The following is a 13,865-nucleotide window of genomic DNA, read 5'->3' as shown; positions in this document are numbered from 1 at the left end:
TCATCGATGACCGGCTGACAACCATGCCGTCGCGCAGGCCAAATGAGCCGACGCGACGGCATGGCATCCCAGATAGGTTATGGCAGCCATACTGCTTGTCGTCATAGGAGAGACTTGAAGAGCCGTCCGATGGCCACCGCCGCATGCGTCACAACCTTTTTAGGTGCCATGTCCGCCTGCAGTGCACCAAGCCCGTCCGACCCGCCGCAATCCCGCCTCGTGCAGAACGAGTCTGACCTGGTCCTTCCTCTGGACGCTTACGATTTGACGCCCGAACAACGCTCTGCGGTCCAGACCGCCCGGTATCTCTTGATAGGGCGATGTGTGGCCGGTTTCGGACTGAATTTCAAACCGCACAACACCCAGCCGGTCACCTATCCGAAGAACGCGTCCTACCTCGGCTGGCTGGGGGCGAAGAAAGTCGCCGAATACGGCTACAGCGGCCCTCCCGGGCAATGGGAGGAAGTCGGTGCCGCCGTTTCCGGCATCCGTGGGTACGTCATTCCACGGGAGCAGGACGCTGTTCATGTCGGCACTGTGAGAACATACAAAGGCCGTGCCGTCCCTCCGGAAGGGTGTGACGGCTGGGCGCAGCGCGAACTCAATGGAAACGCTCCCGGCCCGGACGGCAAGGTGCCCGCGAAGCCGCACATCTACAAGAACTTCTATGTCCTGATGGACGACGCCGCGATAGCCGCGTACAGCGACCCCCAAGTGCGGGCCGCGGGCTCGGCATGGAGCGAGTGCATGCGCGCGTCGGGCTTCACCTACCCGGACCCCCTGGCCGCCGAGAGCGACAGGCGATGGGCCGGGCGCGGCGGGGAAGACAGTGTGTGGCAGCCGCCCGGCAAGGACGAGATCGCCGTGGCGGTCGCCGATGAGGCGTGCCGGTTGAAGGTGGACTACAGCGGTGCCCGTAAGCGCGCCTACGCGTCGGCCCAGGAGAAGGTCATCGCGGCCGACCGCCTCACCGTCGACCGCCTGTCCAACCTTCTGAAGGTGCGCTACGCGAACGCCGTCAAGGTCCTCTCCTGAACTGATTTCGATGCCGCCCGCGCGCATGGAGTCGAAGTCTGCCGGAACGTTTCCGACATCTTTCGACATCCACGCGGCTGAATCGTCTCCCAAGGAGCCGGAGATCCGACGCTTCGCCGTTTCGTCCCGCTGGACGATGCACCTGGCATGCACGCGCAAGAACACGTCAAGGCACGTCGACGCTGTGACCGGCGCGCTCGGCGGCCCGTGGCGCGGGCACCTCGGCATTGAGGGCATGTCAAGACACAGGCGTGACGGAGGTCGTGCGGCCGGACCGTCGGCGGGGATGCGAGTCCCTTCTTGGCCAGGGCGATTCCGCACCGCTTTCCCCGTGCACCGGTGCGTGACGAACTGCGGTTCTCCGCTCTTTACAGCGTAGAAGAGCCGTTCACCGGGGCCTTCTTCGAGCTCGGCAAGGTGGGCGCGAAGAATACGAAGTGGCCTGCTCGGCGTTCGTAGCGGTGGAGTGGACGGCGCTGAACGCGATGGCGATCGGCAGACCGGTGTGCTCGGTGATGAGGTGGATCATCGATCCTTTCTTGCCGCGCTCGGCGAGGCCGGAACGTGTTTTCCGGTCCCTGGCCCGTGCGCCCGCTGGGAGCGCTATGCACGCCATACGCCCGAAATATAAGGATTTGTAGGGTTCTCCGCCCCCCATGTCGATGGCACCGTTGGGGCAGCCCTGGCCGGCCACGGCTCCTTGCGCCTGCGGACAAGGAGTCATCGCGTATGAACCTCAAAACCACGCTGGGAGCGTTCGCTCTCATGACGGTCGTCACCATGGGCACGACGGCGCCGGCGAACGGCGCGGAGACCACGAGCACGGCGTCCCGGCTCGCCACGGTGCACAGCGGTGCGGGAACGGCCGGCCGGGCGCTCCTGGGCTCGGGCAACAGTCACTTCAACGGCAACCCGGTGGCCGTCCAGACCACGTACTCCGGGGGCCTGTACTCCCTGAACGACCCCACCCACCCCGGTCTGAGCTGCGGCCGTCTCAACGGCCCCGTCCTCACCAAGCCGACCGACGCCTGGGGCGACGGAACCGGCACCAGTCTGGAGACCGCCTGCGTCGACGTCATGTTCGCCGCGCAGAAGCACTGGGACATGCTGCGTGACTGGCTGGGGCGCAACGGCGTCGACGGAGCCGGCCACTCCTACCCGGCCTCCGTCGGCCTGAACGACGTCAACGCCTACTGGGACGGCGCCCGTGCCGTCTTCGGCCACAACAGCGCCCGCACCGACCAGCTCACCTCACTCGACCTGGTCGGCTACCACTACGGCCTGGCCGTCTACGCCAAAACCGGTTACGACGACGGCAACGGCCCGGAGGCGCAGTCCCTCCGCCTGTCTGCCGCCGACATCTTCGGCACCTTGACCGAGCACTACGCCAACCACCCCCCTGCCCTGGACGAACCGGACTACCTGATCGGCGAGGAGGTGAACATCGTGGGCGGTGGGCCGCTCAGGAACATGTACGACCCCTCACTGACGGGTAACCGGAACTGCTACCCCCTCTCCATGATCCCGCCCGCCGACGGCGGACCGCAGGACCACTGGTTCTACCTACTCGCCGAGGGCACCAACCCGCCGGGCAAACCCGCCAGCCCGGTCTGCGCGGGCCCGTCCACGCTGACCGGCGTCGGCATCCAGAAGGCCGCCCGGATCTTCTATCAGGGGATCCAGCGCAAGTCCCTCGGCTGGTCGTACGGCAGGGCACGCGTGGCCACCATGCTGGCCGCGAAGAACCTCTACGGCTGCCCCGAGATGAACGCGACCAAGGCCGCGTGGACCGCCATCCGCGTCCCCGCCCAGGCCGGCGAGCCGACCTGTTCGATGCCCACTCCCCCGCCCTCTCCCTATCCCAGCGGGATCACGGTCGACCCGCCCTCGGCCACGGTCAGCCCCGGCGGGTCCACCACCGTCCAGATCAGGCTGTCTCCCGACATGGCCCAGCCGGTGACCCTGTCGGCCACCGGCACCCCCGCGGGAACGACCGTCAACATCGTCCAGGCCGGTCAAACCATCACGGCGACCATCAACGTCTCGGCCGGCGCCCCCCTGGGTACCCACACCATCACCTTCGTCGCCACCTCCGGCGGCTCCGCCAAGACGGCCCATTTCACCCTCACGGTCATGGGGGAGGGCGATCAGGCGACGCCTTGACGAACGACCGCCACGGGTGCGGCCGGAGGAGGGGCGGACGCGGAGACCGTCCGCCCCTCCGGCCGCCGGGACACTCCGGTGGTGTCGCACGGGTGCCTCAGGCGACGGCGGTTCCCTCAAGTTCGACCATCAGGTCGGGGATCGCCAGCCGTGTCACCCCGAGCATCGTGGTCGACGGCGCCACCCCGGCGGCACCCAGCCGCGACGCCAGCACGCCGTAGTGCTCGAAGAGCCGGTCCACGTCGGTGGTGTAGACGTTGAGCCGGACGAGGTCGGCGAGGGACATGCCCGCCTCGCCGAGCACGGCCTCCAGGTTGTCCAGGCTCAGCGCCAGCTGCGCCGCCATGTCACCGGCGTGCCGGGGCCTGCCGTCGCCGCCCATCGCGGTCTGCCCGGCGCAGTACAGGGTCCGGGTCTGCCCGGAGACGAGTTCCCCCTGGTTGTATCCCAGCTCCGTCGACCACGCCCACGGGTTGACCGCCGTTCGCTCCACTGCCATGTCAGCTCCATTCGATTACATTCATCGGCCCGATGGCCATGTCACCAAGCCTCCCGGCAAATCACGACATCTTGTGTCGTGTATTCCAGTAGTGTTTTTGCGTGCGTGCCGATCGGCTGGTCTCGCTGGTGCTGCTGTTGCGGCGGCACGGCCGGCTGTCCGCGGTCGCGCTGGCCCGCGAGCTTGAGGTGTCCACCCGCACCGTGCTGCGCGACATCGAGGCGCTGTCGGCGGCCGGTGTCCCGGTCTACGCCGAACGCGGAAGGCACGGCGGGTTCTCGTTGCTGCCCGGTTTCCGGACCGAGCTGACCGGGCTGAACCACGACGAGGCCCTCGCCCTGCTGATCGCCGGGTCCCGGCGCGGCGCGCAGGCGTTCGGCCTCGGCTCCGCACTCGCCTCGGCGATGCTCAAGGTGATCGACGCACTGCCGGAAAGCCATCAGGGCATCGCGGCCGAGGCGGCCGAGCGGCTGCTCATCGACCCGGAGACCGACCTCCTCTCGCGCCGGTCGGTCGCCGAGGAGGTGCCGGACGCCGTGGTCGCCGAGATCCGGCGCGCGGTGCTCGCCGGGCACAGGCTGCGCATCCACTACGCGGCCGTCGGCCAGGCCCCGAGGTGGCGCACCGTCGATCCGATCGGCCTGGTCACCGTACGCGACCAGGGCTACCTGCTGGCCACGCGGTCCGGCGCCGACCGCACCTACCGGCTGTCCCGGGTCCTGGCCGCCGAGAGGCTCGCCGAGCCCGCGCGGCGGCCGGACCGGGTCGATCTGGACCGGGCCTGGCAGGAGCGCGGCACGCGGTTCCGCGCCGGCGGCGACCAGGTCGCCGTGCTGGTACGGCTGGCCCCGGCCAGGCGGGAGGAGCTGGTGGGCACCGCGCTGGCCGTCCTCGCCGAGGAGGCCGACCCGGACGGCCTGCTGCGGATGGAGGTGACCTTCCAGGACGCGAGACACGCCAAGTGGGCACTGTGGCAGCTCGCCCTGGACGCCGAGGCCCTGGCCCCGCGGTGGTTGCGCGCCTGGCTGCGCGAGCGCGCCACCGCGATCGCCACCCGCTACGAGGACCACCCCGAGGACTGACGGGTGCCGGGCCGTACGGCGGGCTCAGCGCAGCAGGCGGTCGAGCAGTTCCGCGCGCGTGTGCACGCCGAGCTTGGCGTAGATCGACTTGAGGTGGTGCTTGACCGTGTGCGGGCTGATGAACAGCTCGGCCGCGATCTCACCGTCCCTGCGGCCGGTGAGGGCGCGGGTGGCGATCTCGGCCTCGCGCGGGGTGAGGGACGCCAGCCGGTACGGGGCGACCAGGCGCGCCGTACCGTCCCGTACGGTGATGACCGAGACGATCACGTCCGGCTGGCCGGGCAGCCGCTGCGAGGTGACGGTGAGGTGCGGCCCGGTCTCCAGGGCGCCGTCCGCGCTCCAGGAGACGACCGTCCTGTCCCCGTCGCAGTCGAGCAGCCGCTCCACCTCCGGGCGGGCATCGCCGAGCCTGGCGAACAGGGACAGGGCGGGCGCGTTGAGGTGGCGCCGCGCCAGCGCCAGGTCGGTCAGCACGACCGGCGTGCCGCACCGGTCGAGCGCCTCGGCCAGCTGGTGGCGTTCACGCTCGATCGAGGACCGCTCCCGCACCGCGGACACCGCGATGCCCAGCACCATGGCCGCCACGTGGGCGGCGTCGCGGTCGGCCTCGGTGAACTCGGGCTGCCCGTCCCGCCGGGCCAGGTTCAGCGTGCCCGCCACCTCTGCGCCGACGACGAACGGGGCGCACAGCACCCGCGCCATGGCGTGCGGGGCGAACACGTCGTGCACGATGGGCAGCTTCAGCCACTCCTCCCTCGGCATCAGCGAGTCGCTGTCGCACACCCGGCGTTCGCGCAGGGCTCGCTGGACGACGGGGTCCCGGTCGCGGCCGTGGCGCTCGTAGCTGCGCACGTAGTAGTCGCCCAGTCCCCGCACCCTGGCCGCGGCGGGGCGCCCGGTCACGTTGTCGTGCACGTAGACGCCCGCGGCGAAGGAGCCGAACCTGCCCGGCGCCTCTTCGAGGAAGTCGAGGAAGCGGTCGAGCAGCCGGTCGAGGGAGGGCGAGGCGACCAGCTCGGCGACGAGCGCGGGCGGCAGCGATCGGACCGGATCGGCGGCGGGACTGCCCATCAGATTCTCCCGAGGGGACTGTCGCCTTTAGGTGACGGGAGAATCGGGAGCGGGAGCGGGAGGGCCGCCAAGGCCCGAGCGTGCAGTGACCCGCCTGGTCCGCGCATCGCGGATGTCCTTCCTGGTTTTGTCGGTGCCGGCCGATACCGTGACGGTGTAGTTACCGAACGTGAGAGGGGTGGGGCGTGCGCAGATCGTTCAAATTCCTGTTGCGTCCCACCCGCCACCAGGAGATCGCGCTGGCGGCGTGCCTGGACGATCACCGGGTCCTGTACAACGCCGCTCTGGAGCATCGCCGCACCGCCTATGCCAAGGCGGGCGTGAGCATCCGCTACGGCGAGCAGTCGGCCGAACTGAAGCACATCCGCGCCGACGACCCGGACGGGCAGGGGCGCTGGTCCTTCTCCTCCCAGCAGTCCACCCTTCGACGGCTCGACAAGGCGTTCCGTGCGTTCTTCGGCCGCGTCAAAGCAGGCCGCACGCCCGGTTTCCCGCGGTTCAAGGGGCGGGGCCGGTTCGACACCGTTGAGTGGCCCAGGGACGGTGACGGCTGCCGGTGGGACTCCCAGCCCGAACACCCCAGCGCCACCTATGTCCGCCTTCAGGGTGTCGGGCATGTCCGGGCGCACCGGCACCGGCCGGTCAAGGGCCGCGTGAAGACGATCGGCGTCAAACGGGAGGGGCCCCGCTGGTATGTGGTGCTGTCGTGCGACGACGTGCCCGCCGAACCACTTCCCGCCACGGGCACGACGGTCGGCATCGACATGGGCGTCGCCTCGCTGGTGACCACCTCCGGCGGCGAGCACGTCGCCAACCCGCGCCACCTGTCCGCGACCGCCGATCGTCTCGCGCAGGCTCAACGAGCCCTGGCCCGTAAGAAGAGAGGCTCCACGCGGCGCCGTAAGGCGGTCGCCCGTGTCGCCGCCCTGCACGGCAAGGTCCGCCGTCAGCGCCTCGACCACGGGCACAAGGCCGTGCTCGCCCTGGTCCGCACTTACGACGTGATCGTGCACGAGGACCTGCGGATCGCGAACATGACCCGCTCGGCTGCGGGCACGGTCGAGCGGCCCGGCCGGAACGTCGCCGCCAAGTCCGGGTTGAACCGGAGCATTCTGGATGCGGGGTGGGTGGTGTTCCTGACGATTCTGTCGTACAAGGCTGAGAGCGCCGGTCGAGAGCTGATCGCGGTGAACCCCGCCCACACCTCCCGCACCTGCGCCGCCTGCGGGCACCGCGCTGCGGAGAACCGCCTCACCCAAGCCGGGTTCCGATGCCGGGAGTGCGGGCATGCCGCGCACGCCGATGTGAACGCGGCGGTCAACGTCTTGAGGGCAGGGCTTGCCCTTCGCCAGGCCGCGGAAGCGGCTTAGCGAGAAGCCGCTTCCTTCAGGGAACGGAGGAGTCACGACGTGCTCCACTCTCGACACGCTCGGCCGGGCGGCCCGCCGAGGCGTCCCGCCCGGACCGGCTTCCTCCCACCTTCCAGGAGGACGGCCGTGGCCGCCAAGCGTCGGGTCCGCTCAGCGGACCCGCGCCCGGCGACTCGCCATCCGGCCGGGTCCGGCGGGCCGTCATCGGCCGGGTCCGCCGAGCCGCTGTCCGGCCGGGTCCGCCGGGGCCGTCATCCGGCCAGACGGCCGTGGAGGAAGAGCAACGGCTCACGCTCGGGTTCGGCGGCCAGTGAGACCACCCGCCCGATGAGCATCCAGTGTGAGTTGTTGCGCAGCGTCCCCGCCAGGCGGCACTCGAAGCTCGCCGTGGTCCCGGCGAGCAGCGGCGCGCCGACCGCGCCGGGGACGTGGTCCACGTGCTCGAACTTGTCGGAGTCCTTCGAGGCGAACAACCGGGCCGTGGCCGCCTGCCCCGAGGAGAGCACGTTCACCGCGAACACCCCGGAGCGTTCGATCGCCGACCAGGTGCGGGAGGTCGCCGCCAGGCAGACCAGCACCTGGGGCGGGTGCAGGGTGAGGGAGGTGAAGGCGTTGACGGTGCTGCCGTACGGCGTGCCGTCCAGGGTCGTCGTGACGACCACGACCCCGGTGGGGAACTGGGCGCACGCCGATCTGAAGGCCTCGGGAGTCGGCTCGGTCGACGGCTCGCACGAGGTGGCCCCGTTCATGACGCCGTGCGCAGGGCCGGTGCCTGGCCCGGGTCGAGCCCCATCGAGATCAGACCGGCCATCTCCGCGCACGCCAGCGCGTTCGGCGGCATGATCGGGCCGGTCATGGCGTCCCGCAGCATCAGCTCGTAGCCCTTGGCCCGCATCAGCGAGTTGAGGCCGCCCGCCGTCGTGCCGAGCGTGGAGATCGTGTGGATCGCCGTGCCGACCATCAGCTTCGCCCGCAGGAACGCGGCGCAGGTGTTCAGGCTCGGCCCGCTGTTCTCGTCGGCCTCCCAGGCCGCGTGGTACATCATCAGCCTGGCCGCCTCGATCTGGGCCGCGATGTGCCCCATCGCGGTGCTGATCGTCGGGTGGTAGCCCATCGGCTGGGCGTGGCCCTTGGCCGTGCGCGTCCCGAGGGCGTTCCGCAGCCACTCCGCCATCGCCTCGGCGACACCGAGGTAGACGCCGGTGTAGCCGCCCCACGCGATGTGGGCCTGGGCCACGATCCAGTTGCCGAGGAAGTCGCCGAACTCGCACAGGACGAGGTCGTCCGGCACGAACGCCCCGTCGATGCGGACCTGGTTGCTGCGGGTCGAGCGCATGCCCAGCGTGTCCCAGTCGTCGGTGACCGTGATCGCGCCGTCCTGGCGGGTCGGCATCAGGAAGCCGACCACGTGGGTCGGGTCGTCCGCCCACTCCGGGTGGGCGAACATGAAGGCGTAGTCGCTGGCCTCCCACAGGGAGGCGAACATCTTCGTGCCGCTGACCTCCAGGCCGCCGGGCACCCGGCGCGCGGAGAGGGTGGGCATGTAGGTGGCGGGCAGCAGGCTCGACGCGGACGGCTCGGACAGCGGCGCGCAGATCAGCGCGCCGTCCCGGACCACCAGGTTGGCCACCCGCTTCCTGGCGTCGGCCGGTACGGCGTCGAGTGTGGCGATGATGCGGGTGGCCACGTAGTGCATGTTGAAGCCGAGCGCGGTCGAGGCGTCGCCCTTGGCGAGCGCCTCGACGGTGGCCAGCCACTGGGTCGTCCTGGCCCCGAGGCCGCCGAGGTCGCGCGGGAGCGCGACGCCGTACAGGCCCGCCTCGCGCAGTTTGGCGAGGTTCTCCGTCGCGGTGCTGCGGTCGCGGTCGTGCTCCCCGGCGTGGGGGGCGAAGTCCGCGGCGAGCCTGGAGCCGAGCGCGGCCAGCCGCTCACTGTGTTCGTCGAGGTCGAAGCGCATGTGGGGTGCCTGTCTTCCTGGTCGTGGGTTCTGGGTTCCTCAGGTCCACATCGGTGGACGCGCGGTGTCGAGGCTGGCGTGGACGACCTTGGTCGAGGTGTACTCCAGCAGGGTCGAGGTGGCCCCCTCCCTGCCGAAGCCGCTGGCCTTGACGCCGCCCTGCGGCTGGCCGAGCGGTGTCGCGAACCAGGTGTTGATCCAGACCATCCCGGAGTCGAGACGGTCCGCGAGCCGGTAGGCCTGGGCGAGGTCGGTGCTCCACACCCCGTTGGCCAGCCCGAAGGCGACCCGGTTGGCCCGTTCGACGACCTCCTCCTCCGAGGTCCAGGACTCCACGGTGAGGACGGGGCCGAAGAACTCCTCGCACGAGGCGCTGGTCGTGCCGTCCGGGGAGGCCAGGACGGTCGGCCGGTAGTAGCTGCCCCCGGCCAGTTCGCCGGGCATCTCCGGGACGCGTCCGCCCGCCCTGAGTCGCGCTCCCTCGCAGAGCGCGGCCCGCACCCTGGCGGCGACCAGGTCGCGGTGCCCGGCCGTCACCAGCGGGCCGAGCTGGGTGGCCGGGTCGAGGGCGTCGCCGACGACGATCGCCTCGGCGCGGGCGACGACCCTTTCGAGGAGTTCGTCGTGGCGGTCCCGGTGCACCATGAGCCGTGAGGAGGCGAAGCACACCTCGCCGTTGGCGGCGAAGACGCCGGTGAGCACGTCCTCGGTGACGGTGTCGAGGTCGGCGTCCGGGCAGACCACCATGGCCCCCTTGCCGCCCAGTTCCATCAGCGCCGGGACCAGCCGCTCCGAGACGCCCCCGAGGATGCGGCGCCCGGTCTCGGTACCGCCGGTGAAGCTGACCTTGGCGACGTCGGGGTGGGAGACGAGCGCGTGCCCGGCCTCGGGGCCGAACCCGGTGACGACGTTGACGACGCCGGGCGGGAACAGGTCCTGCACGAGCCGGACGAACTCCACCGTGCTGACCGAGGCCAGTTCCGACGGCTTCACCACGACGGTGTTGCCCGCGGCCAGGGCGGGCGCCAGCTTGTGCGCGACCGAGATCAGCGGCGAGTTCCACGGGACGATCGCGGCGACGACGCCGAGCGGGCGCGGGGTGGTGGAGACGTGGGCGCCGGGGCCGCAGGGCACGGTCCGCCCGTGCAGGTCGCGGACGACGCCGGAGAAGAACCGGAAGATCTCCGCGGCCGTCGGCACGTCGATCAGGCCGCCCTCGCGGACCGCTCTGCCGTTCTCGGTCGCGAGCAGGGCGGGCCAGCGTCCGGCGTCCTGGGTCAGCCGCTCGGCGACGGCCCACAGCAGGGCCTGCCGGGTGTCGAGCGAGGTCCGCCGCCAGGTGTCGAAGGCGCTCCTGGCCGCGGCGACCGCGCGGTCCACGTCGCCCGCCGTACCCTCGGCGACCTGCGCCCAGACGCGGCCGGTGCTGGGGTCGACGGCGGGGAAGGTCCGGGCGGCCCTGACCTCCTCGCCGCCGATCAGCAGGGGTTGCGGGGCGGCCAGCGAGAGCCGGCCGGCCGTGACTCCCGTGGTGGCTTCGGTCGTGGTCATGTCAGAAGCCGATGTGCTGGGAGTGGAAGGGGTTGTCGATGCGGATGCGCCAGGTGCCGTCGGCCTGACGGCAGAAGACGTTGCTGTCCACGGCGCCCATCTCGATCGGCTCCCCGTCGGGGCCGGTCCCGGTCAGGTGCCACCTGAGCGCGACCAGGGCGACGTCCCCCGCCTCGACCCGGTGCAGTTCCTCGATCGTCAGGTGGGGCTTGGTGTCGATGAACCGCTGGAGCGCCTCCCGCAGGGCGGGCAGCCCTCGGACGGGCTCCGTCCCCGGCGCGGTCTGGAAGACGGTGTTCTCGTCCCAGCAGGACACGGCCAGGTCGAGGTCCCCGGTGTTCATTGCCTCGACGAACAACTCGTTGAGCTCGGTGACGCTGTTGTGCGAACCCACGGTTACTCCTTGGTGAGGGGGGTGCGTTTCCCTCAACGTAGGTTCGGCCGCAGGCGGCCACATCCCGCCGGGACGGGGTTCGCGGGCATCCCCTGTTCGGGGGATGCCCGTCAGTTCGCGGGGAAGGAGCCCGCGCGCAGGCTGGCGATGCCCATGTCGAGGGCGGCCTCCAGGTGGGTGGTCTCGCCGGTGGACATCTGGATCAGCACGCCGCCCTGGACGCACGCGAGCAGGGCCGCCGCGGCGCGGTCGGGGTCGACGGCGGGGTCGATCTCACCGGCGCCCTGCATGTGCCGTACTCCGGCGGCGAGCTCGGCCTGCCAGCGGCCCATCAGCCCGGTGACCACGGCGCGGGCGCCGGGGGTGCCCTCGCCCAGGTGCGAGGTGACGGCGTTGAGCGGGCACAGGCCGCCCTGCCTGCGGTAACGCTCGACGACGGTGTCGCGCCACGACCACCAGGCGGGCCAGGAGGTGAGGTCGCCGAGCTGGGGCCGCTGGTCCTCAAGCACCCGGTCGGCCTCCAGTCGTGCCACGGCCAGCAGCAGCTCCTCCCTGCCGCCGGGGAAGTAGTGGAACAGCTGGCTCTTGCTGGTGGCGGTCCTGGCCAGCACGTCGTCGAGGGTCGTCGCGGCCACGCCGAACTCGCGGATGTGTGCGGCGGCGCCGTCCAGGATGCGCCGCCGGGTCGCGGCCCCCTTGCGGGTGAGCGTGGGCATGACCACCTCCAGATTGGACTTTTCAGTCCATATTATCGCGTCAGTTTTGGACTTGACAGTCCATTTTATGCCGCGCAAGGTGGGTCGCGAAACCACCCGCCCATCTCAGAACGGGAAGGACCCCCATGTCTCTCGACCAGTACTACCTGCTCGGACGTTCCGGGCTGCGGGTCAGCAGGCTCGCGCTCGGCACGATGAACTTCGGCACCGGCGGCTTCCACGCCGCGTACGGCAAGGCCCGGGACGAGATCCGCCCCGTCTTCCGCCGCTACCTGGAGACGGGCGGGAACCTCATCGACACGGCCGACTTCTACACCGCCGGAGAGAGCGAGACCATCCTCGGCGACCTCATCGCCGAGGCCGGGGTGCGCGACAGGGTGGTGCTCACCACCAAGTTCACCAACAGCGTCGAGCCCGGAGACCCGAACGCGGGCGGCAACGGCCGCAAGCACATGATCAGGGCGGTCGAGGCGTCGCTGCGCCGCCTGCGCACCGACCACATCGACCTGTTCCTGCTGCACACCTGGGACCGGATCACCCCCGTCGAGGAGGTCATGCGGACCTTCGACGACCTCACCAGGGCCGGGAAGATCCGTTACGCGGGCCTGTCCGACGTGCCCGCCTGGTACGCGGCCCGCGCCCAGACCCTCGCCGAGACCGGCGCCTTCCCCCCGGTGCTCTGCGTGCAGCTGCCCTACTCCCTCATCGACCGGGCGATCGAGTTCGAACACGTCCCGATGGGACGCGACCTGGGAGTCGGCATCACGGCGTGGAGCCCCCTCGGCGGCGGCTTCCTGACCGGCAAGTACCGGCGTGACGGACAGGGTCTGACCGGGCCGGGCAGGCTCGACCGCTCGGGCTCGGCCTGGCGGTCGTGGACGGACCGGGAGTGGCGGATCCTGACGGCGGCCGAGAAGGTCGCCGCCGAGCTCGGGGTGACGACGGCCCAGGTCGCCGTCAACTGGGTCGCAACCCAGCCCGGGATCGCCTCGGCGATCGTCGGGGCGAGCGACGTGCGGCAGCTCGACGGCACCATGGCCGCCCTCGGCTTCGAGATCCCGCCGGAGCTGCGCGCCGTCCTCGACGAGGCGAGCGCCGTGACGCCCCCGCTGGTCTACGGCATGTTCACCCCGGAGTACCAGGGCAATCTGGTCAGCCCGGGGGTCAAGGTCGGAGACAAGCCCGCCGGATACGCCCCCGCCGTACGGAACTGGGTGGCCTGACGCCCGTCAGGGTGGGAGTGGCACGGCCCCCTTCAGGGCTTCTGCCTCCCCGGCGCCGGGCCTGGCCTCGAAGGCATGGACCCTGAGACCACGGGCGCGGCCGCGGCCCGGGACAACCCGCTCGGCCGGTTCCTGCGCGCCCGCCGCGAGCGCCTGAGCCCCGAGGACGCGGGCATACCGTACGGCACTCGCCGCCGGGTCGCGTGCCTGGCTAAGCGAGGTCTCGGCCGTGGTGTTGCAGCAGGCGCTGGCGGACCTGAACGCCGCCTACCGCAACTTCTTCTCCTCGGTCACAGGCAGGCGCAAGGGGCGAAAGATCGCACCGCCCCGGTTCCGGTCGAGGAAGGACAGCCGACAGACGGTTCGTTTCACGGACGAACTGGTCGGGCCCCTCCATGCGTCAGTCCGGCGTCCACATCGACGACTACGCGGAGACGGCGGGCGCGCGACGGGCCTCGACCCTCGCCACGTACGGCAGGCAGCCCGGCGACCCGGTCCGCGCGAGCGAGGCGATCATCACCGCCGTCGGGTCGGAGCGGCCACCGCTGCGCCTGCTGCTGGGCAGGGCCGCCTACGACGTGGCCTCCGCCCGCCTCGGCACCCTCAGGACCACCTTCGACACCTGGCGCGACCTCACCCTCAGCGCCGACCACCCCGCCTCCTGACAAGGGGTCCGTGGATCTGGCCGCCCGCTACCCGACAGGCGTCACCCTGGCATCTGTCATGCTCTGGCTCCGCGACTTCGAATTGCCGGACAGGTCCTAGTACTACAACAACATTTCGTTGTTGATTAAGTGTCGTCGC

Annotated in this window: 13 protein-coding genes and 1 pseudogene; 7 read left to right on the top strand and 7 right to left on the bottom strand. The window is 70.8% G+C overall.

Translation table 11 applies throughout. From position 1 onward, the window contains the following. Positions 1-129: 129 nt before the first annotated feature. Positions 130-1,035 carry a hypothetical protein gene (locus ACFOYY_RS03300; RefSeq protein WP_386187707.1) on the top strand — a complete coding sequence of 302 codons (906 nt, stop codon included), beginning with the start codon at positions 130-132 and terminating at the stop codon, positions 1,033-1,035. 729 nt (positions 1,036-1,764) lie between these two features. Then, on the top strand, positions 1,765-3,198 hold the full coding sequence (locus ACFOYY_RS03295; RefSeq protein ID WP_386187705.1) for a M4 family metallopeptidase: 1,434 nt from the start codon (positions 1,765-1,767) through the stop codon (positions 3,196-3,198). A gap of 97 nt (positions 3,199-3,295) precedes the next feature. Here ACFOYY_RS03295 and ACFOYY_RS03290 read toward each other — a convergent pair whose 3' ends face one another. Next, positions 3,296-3,691 (bottom strand): RidA family protein, encoded by a 396-nt coding sequence (locus ACFOYY_RS03290; RefSeq protein ID WP_352012082.1) that lies wholly within the window; start codon positions 3,689-3,691, stop codon positions 3,296-3,298. 107 nt (positions 3,692-3,798) lie between these two features. Here ACFOYY_RS03290 and ACFOYY_RS03285 point away from each other — a divergent pair, with 107 nt between their 5' ends. Continuing rightward, the gene (locus ACFOYY_RS03285) at positions 3,799-4,779 is read left to right on the top strand and encodes a helix-turn-helix transcriptional regulator (protein WP_362914442.1); all 981 of its coding nucleotides are present in this window, start codon (positions 3,799-3,801) and stop codon (positions 4,777-4,779) included. Positions 4,780-4,803: 24 nt separating this feature from the next. On the opposite strand, the gene ACFOYY_RS03280 is transcribed toward ACFOYY_RS03285, so the two are convergent. Beyond that, positions 4,804-5,850: a LuxR C-terminal-related transcriptional regulator gene (locus ACFOYY_RS03280; protein ID WP_362776244.1), complete on the bottom strand. Its 1,047-nt coding sequence runs from the start codon at positions 5,848-5,850 to the stop codon at positions 4,804-4,806. A gap of 185 nt (positions 5,851-6,035) precedes the next feature. Between ACFOYY_RS03280 and ACFOYY_RS03275 the strand changes: the two genes are divergently transcribed. After that, positions 6,036-7,220 (top strand): RNA-guided endonuclease InsQ/TnpB family protein, encoded by a 1,185-nt coding sequence (locus ACFOYY_RS03275; RefSeq protein WP_386187702.1) that lies wholly within the window; start codon positions 6,036-6,038, stop codon positions 7,218-7,220. Between the two features lie 251 nt (positions 7,221-7,471). Here ACFOYY_RS03275 and ACFOYY_RS03270 read toward each other — a convergent pair whose 3' ends face one another. From ACFOYY_RS03270 to ACFOYY_RS03250, 5 genes are all read right to left on the bottom strand, one after another. After that, positions 7,472-7,969, bottom strand: a complete 498-nt coding sequence (locus ACFOYY_RS03270; protein WP_352011833.1) for a flavin reductase family protein — start codon at positions 7,967-7,969, stop codon at positions 7,472-7,474. Then, complete coding sequence (locus ACFOYY_RS03265) at positions 7,966-9,177, bottom strand: acyl-CoA dehydrogenase family protein (protein ID WP_386187698.1); 1,212 nt, start codon at positions 9,175-9,177, stop codon at positions 7,966-7,968. The genes ACFOYY_RS03270 and ACFOYY_RS03265 overlap by 4 nt, the downstream gene beginning before the upstream one ends. Before the next feature lie 39 nt (positions 9,178-9,216). After that, entirely contained in the window at positions 9,217-10,728 is a 1,512-nt protein-coding gene (locus ACFOYY_RS03260; protein WP_386187695.1) for an aldehyde dehydrogenase family protein, read from the bottom strand. Position 10,729: 1 nt separating this feature from the next. After that, on the bottom strand, positions 10,730-11,122 hold the full coding sequence (locus ACFOYY_RS03255) for a YybH family protein (protein WP_386187692.1): 393 nt from the start codon (positions 11,120-11,122) through the stop codon (positions 10,730-10,732). 110 nt (positions 11,123-11,232) lie between these two features. Further along, positions 11,233-11,838 carry a TetR/AcrR family transcriptional regulator gene (locus ACFOYY_RS03250; protein WP_362776253.1) on the bottom strand — a complete coding sequence of 202 codons (606 nt, stop codon included), beginning with the start codon at positions 11,836-11,838 and terminating at the stop codon, positions 11,233-11,235. 125 nt (positions 11,839-11,963) lie between these two features. On the opposite strand from ACFOYY_RS03250, the gene ACFOYY_RS03245 reads away from it, so the two are divergent. The 3 genes and pseudogenes from ACFOYY_RS03245 (at position 11,964) to ACFOYY_RS03235 (ending at position 13,726) form a co-directional block, all read left to right on the top strand. After that, positions 11,964-13,061 carry an aldo/keto reductase gene (locus ACFOYY_RS03245; protein WP_386187688.1) on the top strand — a complete coding sequence of 366 codons (1,098 nt, stop codon included), beginning with the start codon at positions 11,964-11,966 and terminating at the stop codon, positions 13,059-13,061. Between the two features lie 202 nt (positions 13,062-13,263). Next, a pseudogene (locus tag ACFOYY_RS03240) lies at positions 13,264-13,434 on the top strand (RNA-guided endonuclease TnpB family protein); the annotation flags it as partial. Positions 13,435-13,456: 22 nt separating this feature from the next. Beyond that, a complete protein-coding gene (locus tag ACFOYY_RS03235; protein ID WP_386187685.1) occupies positions 13,457-13,726 on the top strand; it encodes a hypothetical protein in 270 nt (89 codons plus the stop codon). The last annotated feature ends 139 nt before the right edge of the window (positions 13,727-13,865 follow it).

Origin of the sequence: Streptosporangium jomthongense (genome assembly GCF_042650425.1) — a bacterium.
In the GTDB taxonomy this organism is placed as follows: Bacteria; Actinomycetota; Actinomycetes; order Streptosporangiales; family Streptosporangiaceae; genus Streptosporangium.
Note: the sequence above shows the minus strand (reverse complement) of the source record. Positions and strands in the feature narration are given on the sequence as shown.

Coding starts and splice junctions, on each gene's coding strand:
- ACFOYY_RS03300 (WP_386187707.1), top strand. CDS start 130: ATGGCCACCGCCGCATGCGTCACAACCTTTTTAGGTGCCATGTCCGCC.
- ACFOYY_RS03295 (WP_386187705.1), top strand. CDS start 1,765: ATGAACCTCAAAACCACGCTGGGAGCGTTCGCTCTCATGACGGTCGTC.
- ACFOYY_RS03280 (WP_362776244.1), bottom strand. CDS start 5,850: ATGGGCAGTCCCGCCGCCGATCCGGTCCGATCGCTGCCGCCCGCGCTC.
- ACFOYY_RS03270 (WP_352011833.1), bottom strand. CDS start 7,969: ATGAACGGGGCCACCTCGTGCGAGCCGTCGACCGAGCCGACTCCCGAG.
- ACFOYY_RS03265 (WP_386187698.1), bottom strand. CDS start 9,177: ATGCGCTTCGACCTCGACGAACACAGTGAGCGGCTGGCCGCGCTCGGC.
- ACFOYY_RS03260 (WP_386187695.1), bottom strand. CDS start 10,728: ATGACCACGACCGAAGCCACCACGGGAGTCACGGCCGGCCGGCTCTCG.
- ACFOYY_RS03250 (WP_362776253.1), bottom strand. CDS start 11,838: ATGCCCACGCTCACCCGCAAGGGGGCCGCGACCCGGCGGCGCATCCTG.
- ACFOYY_RS03245 (WP_386187688.1), top strand. CDS start 11,964: ATGTCTCTCGACCAGTACTACCTGCTCGGACGTTCCGGGCTGCGGGTC.
- ACFOYY_RS03235 (WP_386187685.1), top strand. CDS start 13,457: ATGCGTCAGTCCGGCGTCCACATCGACGACTACGCGGAGACGGCGGGC.